Origin of the sequence: Pelagerythrobacter marinus (assembly GCF_034375205.1) — a bacterium.
GTDB lineage: Bacteria > Pseudomonadota > Alphaproteobacteria > Sphingomonadales > Sphingomonadaceae > Pelagerythrobacter > Pelagerythrobacter marinus.
On sequence record NZ_CP139719.1, the window covers coordinates 1,530,536 to 1,545,387 of the forward strand.

Genomic DNA, 14,852 nt, shown 5'->3' on the forward strand with positions numbered 1-14,852 from the left:
ACAATGCAGATCACGCAGCAGGCATCGCAGCGCCACGTCCTGGCGATCACGGTGGACAACGAGGCCGGCATCCTCGCCAAGATCGCCGGGCTCTTCACCGCGCGCGGATACAACATCGACAGCCTCACCGTTGCCGACATCACGGAAAACCACGCGGTCAGCCGGATCACGATCGTCACCAACGGCCCGCCCGCGGTGATCGACCAGATCCACGCCCAGCTCGACCGGCTGGTCCCGGTCCACAAGGTCGTCGACCTGACCGAGGAAGGCCCCCACGTCGAGCGCGAGCTGGCACTGGTCAAGGTCGCGGGCACCGGCGAAAAGCGGGTCGAGGCGCTGCGCCTGGCCGATATCTTCCGCGCCCGCCCGGTGGACACGACCACCGGCAGCTTCATCTTCGAGATCACCGGCCCGCCGGAAAAAGTCGACAGCTTCGTCGGCCTGATGCGCGAGCTGGGGCTGGTCGAGGTCGGCCGGACCGGGATCGTCGGCATGATGCGCGGCGCCGAGGGAGCCTAGGCCCAGGACAAGAAATTCCACGTCGCGCCGAGCTTGTTCGAGCGGCCAGCAATCCGTTAGCGCTTCGCGCATGGCGAAACTGGATGCTGGAGCGGGTTCAGCATGACGATTGCACAGTGAAGGACGAGAGATGAAAGTCTATTACGACGCCGATGCCGACCTGAACCTGATCACCGGCAAGAAGATCGCCGTGCTCGGTTATGGCAGCCAGGGCCACGCCCATGCCCAGAACCTGCGCGACAGCGGGGTCGGCGAAGTGGCGATCGCCCTGCGCGAAGGCTCCGCCACCGCGAAGAAGGCGCAGGACGCCGGCTTCACCGTGATGAGCAACAGCGAAGCGGCCGCCTGGGCCGACATCCTGATGATCCTCGCGCCCGACGAGCACCAGGCCGCGATCTGGCAGAACGATCTCGCCGGCAACATGAAGCCGGGCAGCGCGCTCGCCTTCGCCCACGGGCTCAACATCCATTTCGGGCTGATCGAACCGCCCGCCGATATCGACGTGATCATGATCGCGCCCAAGGGCCCCGGCCACACCGTGCGCAGCGAATACCAGCGCGGCGGCGGCGTGCCCTGCCTGATCGCGGTGCACCAGGACGCGACCGGCAATGCCCACGATCTCGCCCTCGCCTATGCCAGCGGCGTCGGCGGCGGGCGCAGCGGCATTATCGAGACCAATTTCAAGGAAGAGTGCGAAACCGACCTCTTCGGCGAGCAGGCCGTGCTGTGCGGCGGCATCACCCACCTGATCCAGGCCGGGTTCGAAACGCTGGTCGAAGCCGGCTACGCGCCCGAAATGGCCTATTTCGAATGCCTCCACGAAACCAAGCTGATCGTGGACCTGCTCTATGAAGGCGGGATCGCGAACATGCGCTATTCGATCAGCAACACCGCCGAATACGGCGACATCACCACCGGCCCGCGGATCATCACCGACGAGACGAAGGCGGAAATGAAGCGCGTGCTGGCGGACATCCAGTCGGGCCGCTTCGTCAAGGACTTCGTGCTCGACAACCGCGCCGGCCAGCCCGAGCTGAAGGCCGCGCGCAAGGCGGCCGAGGCGCACCCGATCGAGCAGACCGGGTCGCAACTGCGCGCGATGATGCCCTGGATCGGCAAGAACAAGCTGGTCGACAAGGCGAAGAACTGACGGCATTCTCCCGGTCCGCGAACGAACCCGCGAGGAACAGAGGGGACCGGGAAAAATGCGCAGCACACGTCTTGTCGCCACGATCGGGGCCGCCGCTTTCGCGCTGGCGGCCACCGGCACGCTGATCGCGCAGGGAACGCCCGGCGAGGCGCCCGGCCGGGCCGATCCCGCGCGGGTCAGCGGGGGCACGTACCTCGCCGATCCGTCGCACAGCATGGTCCAGTGGCGCGTCGACCACATGGGCTTCAACGACTATTTCGGCATCTTCGGCGACGTCGACGGCACGCTGACGCTCGACCCGGCCAACCCGGGCCGGGCCAGCGTGGACGTGACGATCCCGGTCGCCGGCGTGACCGTGCCGAGCGAGGGCCTGCGCGAACACCTGCTGCGCCCGGGCAAGGACGGGGGCAGCCCCGATTTCTTCGGGCCCGACCCGATGCCCGCGCGCTTCACGTCGACCGCGGTGACGATCGGCGCCGACGGCACGAGCGCCGAGGTCACCGGCGACCTCGCGCTCAACGGCGTGATGATGCCCGTCACGCTGGAAACGCGCTTCACCGGCGCGGGTGCGGCGCCGCGCACCGGCTACGAAACGGTCGGCTTCGAAGGACGCACGACGATCAACCGGTCCGATTTCGGCCTCGGCTTCGGCGTCCCGATGGTCGGCGACGAGGTGGAACTGGAGTTTTCCGTCGCCTTCGAAAAGCGCGATCCGCAATAGCCGGCGCAGCGATGCGACAGCATGGCTTGCCTTCCGGGCAATTTTCGCGCATTGCCGCGGGCATGACACGCAACGGACTAATCCTGCTTCGACTTACGCGCCCTTGGGCGTGAGCTGACGCGTGGCCGGTGGGCGCGCGCTGCGCCCAAGGGGTCAAGGCCGACAGACTGCAGAACCTTTCCGTGCGAGATTACCCGAAATGACCATGCTCCGCGATCCTTCGCGCAAATACGCCGCCTTCCCCCAGGTGCCCCTGCCCGACCGGCAATGGCCCAGCCGCACGATCGCCGACCCGCCGCGCTGGCTCTCGACCGACTTGCGCGACGGCAACCAGGCGATCGTCGACCCGATGGACGCGGTGAAGAAGAACCGTTTCTTCGACCTGCTGGTCGAAATCGGGGTGAAGGAGATCGAAGTCGGCTTCCCCAGCGCGGGCGCGACCGAGTTCGATTTCATCCAGGCGCTGGTCCATTCCGGCCGTATTCCCGACAATGTGACCGTGCAGGTCCTCACGCAGAGCCGCGAGGACCTGATCCGCACCAGCTTCGCCAGCCTCGACGGCGCGCGCGCGGCGATCGTCCATCTCTACAACGCGGTCAGCCCCGCCTGGCGCGACATCGTCTTCCGCATGAGCCGCGAGGAAGTGCGCGAGATCGCGGTCGCCGGGGCGAAAGTCATGCGCGACGAGGCCGGCAGCCGCCCGGGCACCGACTGGCATTTCCAGTATTCGCCCGAAACCTTCTCCACCGCCGAGCTCGATTTCTCGATCGAGGTCTGCGAGGCGGTGATGGACGTGCTCGCCCCCACGCCCGAACGGCCGATCATCCTGAACCTGCCGGCCACGGTCGAGGCGGCGACGCCCAATGTCTACGCCGACCAGATCGAGTATTTCTGCCGCAACCTGCCCAACCGCGAAAGCGCGGTGATCAGCCTGCACACGCACAACGACCGCGGCACCGGGGTCGCGGCCGCCGAACTGGGCCTGATGGCCGGGGCCGACCGGGTCGAAGGCTGCCTGTTCGGCAATGGGGAGCGGACGGGCAACTGCTGCCTCGTCACCGTCGCGCTCAACCTCTATACCCAGGGGGTCGATCCGGGGCTCGACTTCTCCGACATCGACCGGGTGATCGAGACGGTCGAATACTGCAACCAGATCCCGGTCCACCAGCGCCACCCCTATGGCGGCGAACTGGTCTTCACCGCCTTTTCCGGCAGCCACCAGGACGCGATCAAGAAAGGGTTCGAGGCGCACGGGCGGCAGAACGACGAACGCTGGCGCGTGCCCTACCTGCCGATCGACCCGGCCGACCTCGGCCGCAATTACGAGGCGGTGATCCGCGTCAATTCGCAGAGCGGCAAGGGCGGGTTCGCTTGGGTGCTGGAACAGGACCAGGGGCTGAAGCTGCCCAAGAAGATGCAGGCCGATTTCTCGCGCCAGGTCCAGCGCATGGCCGACGAGCTGGGGCGCGAGCTGAACGCGGCCGATATCTGGGACGTGTTCCGGCGCACCTACCACGTGCAGGTGCGGCCCAAGCATTTCCAGCTCGTCGATTACGAGGAAAGCCGCGCGGCCGACGGCACCCGCGTCTTTGCCGGCACGATCGAGGTGGGCGGCCGGGCGCAGCGCGTTTCGGGGCGCGGCAACGGGCTGATCTCCTCGGTCGTCGCGACGCTGAAGGAAAGCTTCGGGGTCGAACTGGAAGTGTGCGACTATACCGAACACGCGCTGTCCACCGGCTCCCACGCGCGCGCCGCGGCCTATCTCGAATGCGCGCTCCCCTCGGGCGAGCGGGTCTGGGGCTGCGGGATCGACGAGGACGTCGCCACCGCCAGCGTCCGCGCCGTGCTGAGCGCCGCAAACGGCGCGGTCGATCGGGCCGAGAGCTGACCTGGGGCAGAGGGGGAGGCGCCCATCGATGTGCCCTTCCCCGCTTCGCCGTCACCCTGAACCTGTGTCACAGGTCGATTCCGCCGCCGCTACCGTCCGCACGAGGCGGCGGGATGGATGCTGAAACGCGTTCGGCGTGACGGGTGTGGCCAAGGCGGCCGTGCAGCGCCCCCCAATCGCGTCTTTCCTACAGGGCCCCAGGGACGCTAGCATCCCGGCGATGGACCGCTCGCTCCCCCTCCCCGCCCCGTTTTCAGGCCGCTTCAGGCGGCCGGACTTTTTCTCTCCAGGACAGTGTAACAGGCGGTCCATGTGTTCCCTGGCTGCGACGAACGGAGTGCCGCGATGAGCGAAGCGATTCTCGAACCCGACCTGCCGATCATCGATCCGCACCACCACCTGTGGGACTTGCGGCCCCTGCTCCCCGCCTTCCCCGAGCCGCGCCACCCGTTCCTGGCGGCGATCGCGGGCGCGGCCTATTACACCTTCGACCAGCTCCACGCCGATGCGACGAGCGGCCACAAGGTGATCGCCACCGTGTTCATGGAATGCGGCGCGTTCTACGATGCCGGGCGGAGCGAGCCGTTCAGGCCGGTGGGCGAAGTCGAGTTCGCCAACGGCGTCGCCGCGCAAGGGGCAAGCGGGGCCTATGGCGCATACCGCCCCTGCGCCGCGATCGTCGGCCATGCCGACCTGACGCGCGGCGCGGCGGCGGGCGAGGTGCTCGACGCGCTGCAGGCCGCCTCCCCCCGCTTCGCCGGGATTCGCCACGCCGGGGCCTGGGATACCGATCCCGAAGTGCTCGGCCCGCCGTTCCACGCGCCCGAGGGGCTCTATGGCGACAGCGCCTTTCGCGAAGGCTTTGCCGAACTCGGCCGCCGCGGGCTGACGTTCGATGCCTGGGTGCTCGAACCGCAGCTCGGCGACGTGATCGCGCTCGCCCGCGCCTTCCCCGACCAGCCGATCGTGCTCGACCATTGCGGCACGCCGCTGGGCATTGCCGCCTATCGCGGGACCCTGCCCGACCGGTTCGACCGCTGGCGCGCGAACATCCGCGCCCTCGCCGAATGCGAGAACGTGACCGTCAAGCTCGGCGGGCTGGCAATGGCCTTCTGCGCCATGCCCGAGAAAGGACCCGCCGCGGGGTGCGATTCGCAGACCCTGGCCGACCTGTGGCGTCCCTACGTCGAAACCTGCATCGAGGCCTTCGGGCCCGAGCGGGCGATGTTCGAAAGCAACTACCCCGTCGATCGCTGGGGGGCGAGCTACCCGGTGCTGTGGAACGCGTTCAAGCGGCTGGCATCGGGCGCGAGCGAGGACGAGAAGCGCGCCCTGTTCGCCGGGACCGCCGCCCGCGTCTATGGGCTGGAGGCGCTGCTCGCCTGACGTTTACGTAACGGCAATCTCGACAAGCGGGGCTGCGCCCGATAGCCCGTGCGATCAAGTTGCAATCGACAACGGAGATACGGATGCCCCTGCCCGCCCCCTTCGACCGCCTGCGCCTGCCCGTGATCGGCTCCCCGCTGTTCATCGTCTCGGGCCCGGACCTGGTGATCGCCCAGTGCAAGGCGGGCATCATCGGCTCCTTCCCGGCGCTCAACGCGCGGCCTTCGGGCGTGCTCGACGAATGGCTGCACCGCATCACCGAGGAACTGGCCGCGCACAACCGCGACAATCCCGACCGCCCGGCCGCCCCCTTCGCGGTCAACCAGATCGTTCACAAGTCGAACGACCGGCTGGAAGAGGACATGCAGGTCTGCGCCAAGTGGCAGGTGCCGATGGTCATCACCTCGCTCGGCGCGCGGGAGGAGATCTTCACCGCGGTGCGCGGCTGGGGCGGGATCACGATGCACGACGTGATCAACGACCGCTTCGCGCGCAAGGCGATCGAGAAGGGGGCCGATGGCCTGATCCCGGTCGCCGCCGGCGCGGGCGGCCATGCCGGCGTGCAGTCGCCCTTCGCGCTGATGCAGGAAATCCGCCAGTGGTTCGACGGCCTCGTCGCCCTGTCCGGCTCGATCGCGCACGGCCGCTCGGTCCTCGCGGCGCAGGCGATGGGGGCGGACTTCGCCTATATCGGCTCCCCCTGGATCGCGACGAAAGAGGCGAACGCGGACGAGGGCTACAAGCAGGGCATCGTCGAAAGCCGGGCGGCCGATATCGTCTATACCAACCTCTTCACCGGGGTTCACGGCAACTACCTGCGCGGTTCGATCGAGGCGGCCGGGCTCGACCCCGACAACCTGCCGACGAGCGATCCGAGCAAGATGAACTTCGGCTCCGGCGGGAACACCAAGGCCAAGGCGTGGAAGGACATCTGGGGATCGGGCCAGGGCGTGGGCATGGTCGACGCGGTCGAGACGGTGGCCGAGCGGGTCGAGCGGCTGGAGCGCGAGTATCACGCGGCGAAAGAGGCGCTTTCGGCCAAGACGGTCTGAGGGTCGCTCGCGCGCCAGAGCGTTTCGGCGAGCGCGTCCATCGTGGCAAAGTCGTGCCCGGCGCCGACCGGGTCGCGGCGATTGAGGACCAGGCGGCGGCGCCCGTCCAGCAGCCGCCGCCGGAGCGCGCGCTGCAGCAGGTCGAGCCGCATCAGCGCCTCGGCCGCGGCCCGCTCCGCCCCCGATGCCCGGGCGCGGGACCAGCGCCGCTCTATCTGCCCGACACGCTGGGCGACCAGCTCGTTATAGGCCCGGTGCGGCCCGCGATGGAGCGGCAGGGCAAGGCGCAGCGCCGCCGCCTCGCGCGCGGGCAGGAGCATCCCGTTGCGGCGGAAGTCCTCCAGCCCGATGCGCGCACCGCCCAGTTCGTCCAGCAGCGGCGCGAACCAGGCGAGGCGGCGCAGCTGGCGGGGCAGCAGGTGATGGCGCTGCAGGGCCGCGTCGTATCCCGGGGCGCCCTTGCGGTTGACCGATGCGAAGGGGATCGGGCGCCGCCGCAACCCCCGTCGCTGGCGCCCGGTCGCGGCCACGCCTCAGCCGCGCGTCACGCGCACGAAACGGCCGTTGCGCGACGGGCGCAGCGCCAGCGCCGCCCCGTCGGGCGCGGCCAGGCCGGCGGGTTCGGTCAGCCGGCCGAGGCCGACCATCTCGTGGACCAGCCGCACGCCGATGCGGCTTGCCTCCACCGGATCCGGGAAGGCGACCGGGTCGAAGTGGAGTTCCTGCCCGGTGAAGAAGGCCAGCCCTTCCGACTGGACCGCCCCGTCCAGCGCCCGGCGGAAGGCCGTGAGCCCCAGCGCCGGAAACGGTCCGCCCGCCAGCCAGGCATCGACCAGCGACAGGAAGAAGCCGCGCCCCATCAGGCACCGCGCCGGCGGCCAGGAAAGCGCGGTGATCCCGGGGAAGACGCGCAGCAGTTCGGCCCCGAGCGCCAGCTGCGCGCGCACCACCGGCAGGGTCGCCCGGCCCCCGGCAAGGTGCTGGCCCGGGCCGAGCGCCAGGGCCTCTCCCGGCTTCTCGACCAGTTCCGGCGGTGCCTCGAACAAGTGGCGCGGCCGGTCCATGGGAAAGCCTGGGCCGGGCGCGAGGCCGTCGAGGTCGAACGTCAGCCCGTCGATCAGCAGCTCCGCCCAGACGGTTTCGCCGGCGCTTCCCGGGCGCACGGCCGGGCTTTCGTGGGTGATCGCAACCCGCTCCGCCGAGGCGAGCGCGCGGCGCAGCGCGGCCATGGCCGGTCGCTCCCCCGCCCGGAAAAGGAGGAGGAGCCCCGGCGATCGCGGGTCGCCTGCGATGGCTGCGCGGTCGGTAATCGTGCGTCCCTTCAGCCTGACCGCGCCGAAACTGCCCCGGATCGCGTGTCAGGTCGAGGGGAACGCGACGAATCGCCTCCGGTTCCGAGGCGATTGCCGGCGGCTCAGAACATGCCGATTGCGATTCCCTCGGCCATCGCGGCGCCCATCTCGCGGCATTGCGCGAGCCGTTCGGGCCGCACGCGCTTGGGCGCGAGGATCGCTTCGGGCGTCTGGGCATCGAAACACGCGATCACCGGGTCGAGCACGCGCCGCAGCCGCCAGCCGCGGGCGATGCGATCGATCTGGCGCTGGGCCCCCTCCCCGTCGGACCCGGCCGCGATCACTGTGGCGTAGGCGCGCCCCTCGATCTCGCCGAGCACCGGGTAGTAACAGCGATCGAACATCTCCTTCATCGCGCCGCTCATGCTCGCGAGGTTTTCCGGGCAGACGAAGACATAGGCCCGCGCGCGAAGCAGGTGATCGGGCGTGACCGCCTCGGCGCCGAGCAGCTCGGCCGCTTCGCCGGCGCCTTCGGCCACGGCGCGCGCCATGGCCTCGCTCGCGCCCGTCCGGCTGTGCCAGGCCACCAGCAATGTTCGCGAACCCTGCGCCATGCGGCGCGACCATCGCACGCGGCTGTCGATTGTTCAAACCGCGCGCTTGGCGCCCCGCCGCGCGCTGGGGTAGACGCAGCCCATGGCGTCGCAATCGATTTCCAGCGTCTTCGGCATCGAACGCTCCCTCTCGGGCAAGGCCTGGCGCTGGCGCGGGGGCAACATGGCGCTGGGCGGCGACGGGGCCCGGCTGGAGGACGATATCGTCGCGCAGCTGCTGCTCTCGCGCGGGGTGCCGCGCGACGACCTGGAGCGGCACCGCACCCCGACGCTGCGCGCCTTCCTGCCCGATCCTTCCGCCTTTCGCGACATGGACGTGGCCGCCGAACGCATTGCCCAGGCGGTGCTGGGCGGGGAAACGATCACCATCTACGGCGATTACGACGTCGACGGGGCGACCAGCTCCGCCCTGCTGATCCGCCTGCTGCGGATGCTGGGGCACGATGCCGGCCACTACATTCCCGACCGTCTGCTGGAAGGGTACGGCCCCAGCGGGGAGGCGCTCGTCCGCCTGGCCGAGCAGGGATCGAGCCTGATCGTCACCGTCGATTGCGGGGCCATGGCGCACGAGGCGCTGGCCATGGCGCATGACGCCGGGGTCGACGTGATCGTGGTCGATCACCACAAGTGCTCGGCCGAACTGCCGCGGGCGGCGGCACTGGTGAATCCCAACCGGCTCGACGAAGGCGACCTGGCCGCCGGGCACGGCCATCTGGCGGCCGTGGGCGTCGCCTTCCTGCTTGCCGTCGCGATCGTGCGGACCCTGCGCGCCCGGTCCTATTTCGATTCCCGGCCCGAGCCGGATCTCAGGGCCCTGCTCGACCTCGTCGCTCTCGGCACCGTGGCCGATGTCGCCGCGCTTCACGGCCTCAACCGCGCTTTCGTCGCGCAAGGGCTCAAGGTCATGGCCAAGCGGCAGAACGTCGGCATGTCCGCGCTGATCGACGCCAGCCGGCTGACCCGCGCGCCGGTCTGCAGCGATCTCGGCTTCGCGCTCGGCCCGCGGATCAACGCCGGCGGCCGGGTCGGCGAATCGACCCTCGGCGTGCGCCTGCTGACGACCGAGGACGTTCAGGAGGCCCAGGCCATCGCCGCGCAGCTTTCCGCGCTGAACGAGGAACGCCGCGCGATCGAGGCCGCGGTGCAGGAAGCGGCGGAGGAACAGCTCGCCGGCCAGCACAACCGCGCCGTCGCGGTCCTCGCCGGGCGCGGCTGGCACCCGGGCGTGATCGGGATCGTCGCCGGGCGGATCAAGGAGAAGACGGGCAAGCCCTCGGTCGTCGTCGCGCTCGACGACGAGAGCGGCCAGGGCAAGGGCTCGGGCCGGTCGATCGCCGGGGTGGACCTGGGCGCGGCGATCATCGCCGCGCGCGAGGCCGGGCTGCTGGTGGCGGGCGGCGGGCACGCGATGGCCGCCGGGCTGACGGTCGATCCGGGGCGGCTCGACGCCTTTGTCGACTGGCTGGACGAACGCCTCGCCGGCGCGGTCCAGCGCGCCAGCGCGCGGCAGGTGCTCTCGCTCGACCTCTCGCTCACGCCCGGCGGGTTGACCCCCGACCTGGTCGAGACGCTGGAGCGCGCCGGCCCGTTCGGGGTCGGCTGGCCGGGGCCGAAACTGGCGGTCGGCCCGGTCCGCCTGGTCAAGGCAGACCGCGTCGGGACCGACCACGTGCGCCTCGTCGCCAGCGGCGACGACGGGCGATCGTTCAAGGCGATCGGCTTCCGCCTGGCCGAAAGCGAGCTGGGCCAGTCGCTGCTGCACGGCGCGCGCGGGCGGCGGCTGTGGCTGGCCGGGCGGGCAAAGATCGACGACTGGGGCGCACGCCCCGCGGCCGAGCTGCACCTCGACGACGCCGCCTGGGCCGACTGAGCGGCGCCCTGCGCGCGCCGCGAAGCCGGGCCGCCGCACGACAAATCGCGCCAATCGACACGACGGGGTTGACCGCGCGGTGCAGCCCCCCTAAGTGCGCCGCCACGCCACCGGCACCTGACGGTCTGGCCCCTTCGTCTAGCGGTTAGGACGCGGCCCTTTCACGGCTGAAACACGGGTTCGATTCCCGTAGGGGTCACCACCGCCACGCCGGCCGTGGCACGCCATCGCGTCAGGCATGGCCCCTTCGTCTAGCGGTCAGGACGCGGCCCTCTCACGGCTGAAACACGGGTTCGATTCCCGTAGGGGTCACCAGCGCGAACCCGCACCCGAAAAAATGTTCCACAGCGGCCGATCTCGTCTGGCCGATGTAACTTTGGGCGGCTAAGCCCCGCCGCAATGGAGCAGGATCGCGCCTTCCCCGTCGCTTCCCTCGCCCTCGCGGCCATTGCCTCGGTCGCCATGGGAATCGCCGGGGCCCCGTGGTGGCTGGCCTTCGCGGTGTTCCTCGTCTGGGCGGGATCGCTCTGGCTCGCCGTCGCCGCCCCGCCGCGCGCGGTCGAGCCGGTCAGCAACGGCACGTTCAATCGCGACGACATGGGCGAGTTCATCGAACATGCGGGCACGCCCCTGCTGGTGGCCGAGAACGGCCGCATCTCGATCGCCAACAAGGCCGCGCGCAACCTGCTCGGCGCCCACGTGCTGGGGCAGGACATTCGGGTCGCCTTCCGCCACCCGGAGGCGGTCTCGCTGCTCGAACGCGGGCAGAGCGGGCAGGCCGCGGTCCAGGGCCTCGTCCGCCGGCGCGACATCTGGATCCTCAACTTCCAGCGCCTGACCGACGGGCTCGGCGTGATCGAGCTGCTGAACCAGACGGCGGAAGCCGACATCAGCCGCGCGCACACCGATTTCGTCGCCAATGCCAGCCACGAGCTGCGGACCCCGCTGTCTTCCATCATCGGCTATGTCGAGACCCTGCGCGAAGACGGGGGCAAGGCCCCGCCGGAGATGCGGCGCAAGTTCCTCGACACCGTGCTGAGCGAAGCCAAGCGGCTGCAGAACCTTGTCAACGACCTGATGTCGCTTTCGCGCGTCGAAGCGGAAAAGCACGACCTGCCGCAGGAAGAGCTGCCCTTGCGCGAACTGGTGGAAACCGCCGCGCGCGACGCCGCCGGCCCCGACCGGCAGGACCGCGTCACGCTCGACTGCATCGGCGGAATCGCGATCCGCGGCGATGCCCGGCAGATCGAACAGCTCGTGCGCAACCTGGTGGACAACGCGCTGAAATACGGCGCGGCGGGCGAAACCGTGACGGTGACCCTGCGCCGCCTGCCCGAGGCGGAGGCGGAACTGACCGTCACCGACAAGGGCGAGGGAATCGCGCCCGAGCACCTGCCCCACCTGACCCGCCGGTTCTATCGCACCGATCCCAGCCGCAGCCGCGCCTCGGGCGGGACGGGGCTGGGGCTTGCCATCGTCAAGCACATTGTGGAACGGCACCGCGGGCGGCTCGACATACAGAGCAAGCTCGGTCAGGGGACGAGCGTGATCGTCCGCATCCCGCTGGTGGAAGGCGGCGAGGCGGACACGACACCGGAGGGGCTGTCATGATTTTGTCACAATACTTGCACAGGGCGGCGCCAGCGGGCATGCGGCCCGCGGCCCCTGCTTCGGGCGAAGCCGGGGCCGTTCCTGTCCAGGCGATCTAGGTCCCGATCCGCGTGTCTGTCACCATTCTCCTATTGCTCGCGCTGGGGCTCGGACTGGCCGGCTGGCTGGCCGGGCGCGCCCGCGCGTGGAGCTTCCGCCGCAGCGCCGGGGCCGGCGCCCTGGCCGCCCTGCCCAGCTATCACGCCTGGTACGTGGCGCTGTGGATCGTCGTGCCGATGGTCGTGTTCATCGCGGCCTGGAGCGTGATCGGCCCGCAGCTGGTGAGCCAGCATGTCCTCGCTTCGCCGGCGGCGGCCGACCTGCCCGCCTTCGGCTTCAAGCGCGAATCGCTCCTCGCCGAAGCGCGCGCGGTCGCGACCGGCGCCGCGCCGGCGGTGTTCAACGACGGCGCGCGCGCGCTGGTGGAACCCTATCGCGAGGCGATCGGCCGTTACCAGACGATCGGGATCGTCGTCGCGCTCCTGCTCGGGTTCCTCGGCGGGGCCTGGTCGTTCCTGCGGATCAAGCCCGATTTCACCGCCCGCACGCGGGTGGAGCGGACCGTCATGGTGATCCTGCTCCTCGCCTCGCTGGTGGCGATCCTCACCACGCTGGGCATTTTCGTCAGCCTCGTGTTCGAGACCGTGCGGTTCTTCGGCATGGTCAACCCGATCGATTTCCTGTTCGGGCTCCACTGGGGGCCGGACCCGATGGCCAACCCCGACAATCCCGATCCCAGCCGCTACGGCGCGATCCCGCTGTTCTGGGGCACGATCTTCATCGGCGCGATCATCGCCATGATCGTGGCCATCCCGCTGGGGCTGATGAGCGCGATCTACCTGACGCAATATGCCGATCCGCGCCTGCGCTCGTGGGTCAAGCCGGCGCTGGAGATCCTCGCCGGCGTGCCGACCGTGGTCTACGGCTATTTCGCCGCGCTGACGGTGGCGCCGTTCATTCGCGACCTGGCCCTGGCGCTGGGCGCGTCCAACCCGTCGAGCGAGAGCGCGCTCGCCGCCGGCCTGGTGATGGGGGTGATGATCATCCCCTTCGTTTCCTCGATGGCCGACGATTCGATCGCCGCGGTCCCGCAGGCCATGCGCGACGGCAGCCTGGCGATGGGGGCGACCACCTCGGAAACGATCCGCCGCGTGCTCGTGCCCGCCGCGCTGCCCGGCATCGTCGCCGGGGTCATGCTGGCGATCAGCCGCGCGATCGGCGAAACGATGATCGTGGTCATGGCCGCCTCGACCGCGGCCAACCTCAGCGCCAACCCGCTGGAGGCGATGACCACCGTGACGGTGCAGATCGTCGCCATGCTGACCGGCGAAGGCAGCTTCGATCACCCCGCCACGCTCAGCGCCTTCGCGCTCGGTTTCGTCCTGTTCCTGGTCACGCTGGGCCTGAACTTCGTTGCGCTGCGCGTGGTCAAGAGGTTCCGTGAAGCCTATGAGTGAGCGTCTTCCCACCCGCACCGCCGCCTTCGAGGCGCGGCTGAAGAAGCGTTACGCGGCGGAACGCCGGTTCCGCCTCGCCGGCATTGCCGCGATCGCGTTCTCGGTGGTCGTGCTCGCCTTCCTCCTTGCAACGATGACGATCAACGGCATCGGCGGCTTCCAGCGGGCCGAGCTGACCGTGCCGATCGACTTTGCCGAGGCCGGCCTTTCGGGCGATGCCGAGAGCCTTTCCCGGCCCGGCGGCCTGCAGAACCTCGAGATGCAGGGCCTGCCCTCGGTCGTCGAGTTCTTCGCCGAGCGCGAGCTGGGCGCCGAGGCCGCGGACGAGCTGGGCAACGGCGCCTGGCGCGAGGTGGGCGAGGCGATCGTTTCGGATCCCTCGCTCCTGTCCGGCAGCGCGACCTTCGACCTGCCCGCCAGTTCGGACCTGGCGGCCGGGCTCAACGGCGACGGCTCGCCGGAAATGCGCGCTCTCGCCGCCCGCCTGGCGGATGCGGGCCAGCTCGACACCGGCTTCGACGTCGGATTCCTGACCCGCGCCGATGCCACCGATCCGCAGCAGGTCGGCATCTGGGGCGCGCTCAAGGGCTCGATCCTGACGATGATCGTCACCCTCGCCCTCGCCTTCCCGATCGGCGTGCTGGCCGCGCTCTACCTCGAGGAATACGCGCCCAAGAACCGCTGGACCGACCTGATCGAGGTGTCGATCAACAATCTCGCGGCCGTGCCCTCGATCATCTTCGGCCTGCTCGGCCTCGCCGTGTTCCTGTGGATATTCCCCTCGATGCGCTCGGCCCCGCTGATCGGCGGCATGACGCTGGCGCTGATGACGATGCCGGTCATCGTGATCTCGGGCCGCAACGCGATCAAGGCCGTGCCGCCGTCGATCCGCGACGGCGCGCTGGCGATCGGCGCATCGCCGGTGCAGGTCGTGTTCCACCACGTCCTGCCGCTCGCCCTGCCGGGCATCCTGACCGGGACGATCATCGGCATGGCCCGCGCCCTCGGCGAAACCGCGCCGCTGCTGATGATCGGCATGCGCGCCTTCGTCGCCAGCCCGCCCGACGGGTTCACTTCGCCGGCGACTGTCCTTCCGGTCCAGATCTTCCTATGGTCGGATGAAATCGACCGCGGTTTCGTGGAACGGACATCGGCGGCGATCATCGTCCTCCTGCTCTTCCTCCTCGTGATGAACGGGCTGGCCATCTACCTGCGCAACAAGTTCGAGAAAAAGTGGTGACCGTAGTCCATCC

13 protein-coding genes and 2 tRNA genes are annotated in these 14,852 nt (G+C 69.8%); 12 read left to right on the top strand and 3 right to left on the bottom strand.

Annotation, left to right across the window (positions count from 1 at the left end; translation table 11 throughout):
• Positions 1-3 precede the first annotated feature (3 nt).
• The 6 genes from ilvN (at position 4) to T8T98_RS07425 (ending at position 6,716) form a co-directional block, all read left to right on the top strand.
• Positions 4-519: an acetolactate synthase small subunit gene (gene ilvN, locus T8T98_RS07400; RefSeq protein WP_160732981.1), complete on the top strand. Its 516-nt coding sequence runs from the start codon at positions 4-6 to the stop codon at positions 517-519.
• A gap of 130 nt (positions 520-649) precedes the next feature.
• Positions 650-1,669 carry a ketol-acid reductoisomerase gene (gene ilvC, locus T8T98_RS07405; RefSeq protein ID WP_160732982.1) on the top strand — a complete coding sequence of 340 codons (1,020 nt, stop codon included), beginning with the start codon at positions 650-652 and terminating at the stop codon, positions 1,667-1,669.
• A 55-nt stretch (positions 1,670-1,724) separates the two neighbouring features.
• On the top strand, positions 1,725-2,390 hold the full coding sequence (locus tag T8T98_RS07410; protein ID WP_251105571.1) for a YceI family protein: 666 nt from the start codon (positions 1,725-1,727) through the stop codon (positions 2,388-2,390).
• Positions 2,391-2,589: 199 nt separating this feature from the next.
• Positions 2,590-4,278: a 2-isopropylmalate synthase gene (gene leuA, locus T8T98_RS07415; RefSeq protein ID WP_251105570.1), complete on the top strand. Its 1,689-nt coding sequence runs from the start codon at positions 2,590-2,592 to the stop codon at positions 4,276-4,278.
• 345 nt (positions 4,279-4,623) lie between these two features.
• Complete coding sequence (locus T8T98_RS07420) at positions 4,624-5,664, top strand: amidohydrolase family protein (RefSeq protein ID WP_322295883.1); 1,041 nt, start codon at positions 4,624-4,626, stop codon at positions 5,662-5,664.
• Positions 5,665-5,747: 83 nt separating this feature from the next.
• On the top strand, positions 5,748-6,716 hold the full coding sequence (locus tag T8T98_RS07425) for an NAD(P)H-dependent flavin oxidoreductase (protein ID WP_160732986.1): 969 nt from the start codon (positions 5,748-5,750) through the stop codon (positions 6,714-6,716).
• Here the strand turns inward: T8T98_RS07425 and T8T98_RS07430 are convergent.
• The 3 genes from T8T98_RS07430 to T8T98_RS07440 all read right to left on the bottom strand — a co-directional run bounded on the left by T8T98_RS07430 (position 6,677) and on the right by T8T98_RS07440 (position 8,622).
• The gene (locus tag T8T98_RS07430; protein ID WP_251105568.1) at positions 6,677-7,246 is read right to left on the bottom strand and encodes an AHH domain-containing protein; all 570 of its coding nucleotides are present in this window, start codon (positions 7,244-7,246) and stop codon (positions 6,677-6,679) included. The two genes, T8T98_RS07425 and T8T98_RS07430, sit on opposite strands and share 40 nt — an antisense overlap.
• 3 nt (positions 7,247-7,249) lie before the next feature.
• Positions 7,250-7,945: a hypothetical protein gene (locus tag T8T98_RS07435; RefSeq protein ID WP_251105567.1), complete on the bottom strand. Its 696-nt coding sequence runs from the start codon at positions 7,943-7,945 to the stop codon at positions 7,250-7,252.
• Positions 7,946-8,130: 185 nt separating this feature from the next.
• Positions 8,131-8,622, bottom strand: coding sequence for a flavodoxin family protein (locus T8T98_RS07440; protein ID WP_160732988.1), 492 nt, complete (start codon positions 8,620-8,622; stop codon positions 8,131-8,133).
• An 82-nt stretch (positions 8,623-8,704) separates the two neighbouring features.
• Here T8T98_RS07440 and recJ point away from each other — a divergent pair, with 82 nt between their 5' ends.
• The 6 genes from recJ to pstA all read left to right on the top strand — a co-directional run bounded on the left by recJ (position 8,705) and on the right by pstA (position 14,839).
• Positions 8,705-10,492 carry a single-stranded-DNA-specific exonuclease RecJ gene (recJ, locus tag T8T98_RS07445; protein ID WP_251105566.1) on the top strand — a complete coding sequence of 596 codons (1,788 nt, stop codon included), beginning with the start codon at positions 8,705-8,707 and terminating at the stop codon, positions 10,490-10,492.
• A 127-nt stretch (positions 10,493-10,619) separates the two neighbouring features.
• Positions 10,620-10,694 (top strand) — tRNA-Glu (locus tag T8T98_RS07450).
• A 38-nt stretch (positions 10,695-10,732) separates the two neighbouring features.
• Positions 10,733-10,807: transfer RNA gene (locus tag T8T98_RS07455), tRNA-Glu, on the top strand.
• Positions 10,808-10,891: 84 nt separating this feature from the next.
• A complete protein-coding gene (locus T8T98_RS07460; RefSeq protein WP_251105565.1) occupies positions 10,892-12,103 on the top strand; it encodes an ATP-binding protein in 1,212 nt (403 codons plus the stop codon).
• A 110-nt stretch (positions 12,104-12,213) separates the two neighbouring features.
• Positions 12,214-13,599 (top strand): phosphate ABC transporter permease subunit PstC, encoded by a 1,386-nt coding sequence (gene pstC, locus T8T98_RS07465; RefSeq protein WP_160732991.1) that lies wholly within the window; start codon positions 12,214-12,216, stop codon positions 13,597-13,599.
• Positions 13,592-14,839, top strand: a complete 1,248-nt coding sequence (gene pstA, locus T8T98_RS07470; protein WP_251105564.1) for a phosphate ABC transporter permease PstA — start codon at positions 13,592-13,594, stop codon at positions 14,837-14,839. The genes pstC and pstA overlap by 8 nt, the downstream gene beginning before the upstream one ends.
• Positions 14,840-14,852 lie beyond the last annotated feature (13 nt).

Coding starts and splice junctions, on each gene's coding strand:
- ilvN (WP_160732981.1), top strand. CDS start 4: ATGCAGATCACGCAGCAGGCATCGCAGCGCCACGTCCTGGCGATCACG.
- ilvC (WP_160732982.1), top strand. CDS start 650: ATGAAAGTCTATTACGACGCCGATGCCGACCTGAACCTGATCACCGGC.
- T8T98_RS07410 (WP_251105571.1), top strand. CDS start 1,725: ATGCGCAGCACACGTCTTGTCGCCACGATCGGGGCCGCCGCTTTCGCG.
- leuA (WP_251105570.1), top strand. CDS start 2,590: ATGACCATGCTCCGCGATCCTTCGCGCAAATACGCCGCCTTCCCCCAG.
- T8T98_RS07420 (WP_322295883.1), top strand. CDS start 4,624: ATGAGCGAAGCGATTCTCGAACCCGACCTGCCGATCATCGATCCGCAC.
- T8T98_RS07425 (WP_160732986.1), top strand. CDS start 5,748: ATGCCCCTGCCCGCCCCCTTCGACCGCCTGCGCCTGCCCGTGATCGGC.
- T8T98_RS07435 (WP_251105567.1), bottom strand. CDS start 7,945: ATGGCCGCGCTGCGCCGCGCGCTCGCCTCGGCGGAGCGGGTTGCGATC.
- T8T98_RS07440 (WP_160732988.1), bottom strand. CDS start 8,622: ATGGCGCAGGGTTCGCGAACATTGCTGGTGGCCTGGCACAGCCGGACG.
- recJ (WP_251105566.1), top strand. CDS start 8,705: ATGGCGTCGCAATCGATTTCCAGCGTCTTCGGCATCGAACGCTCCCTC.
- T8T98_RS07460 (WP_251105565.1), top strand. CDS start 10,892: ATGGAGCAGGATCGCGCCTTCCCCGTCGCTTCCCTCGCCCTCGCGGCC.
- pstA (WP_251105564.1), top strand. CDS start 13,592: ATGAGTGAGCGTCTTCCCACCCGCACCGCCGCCTTCGAGGCGCGGCTG.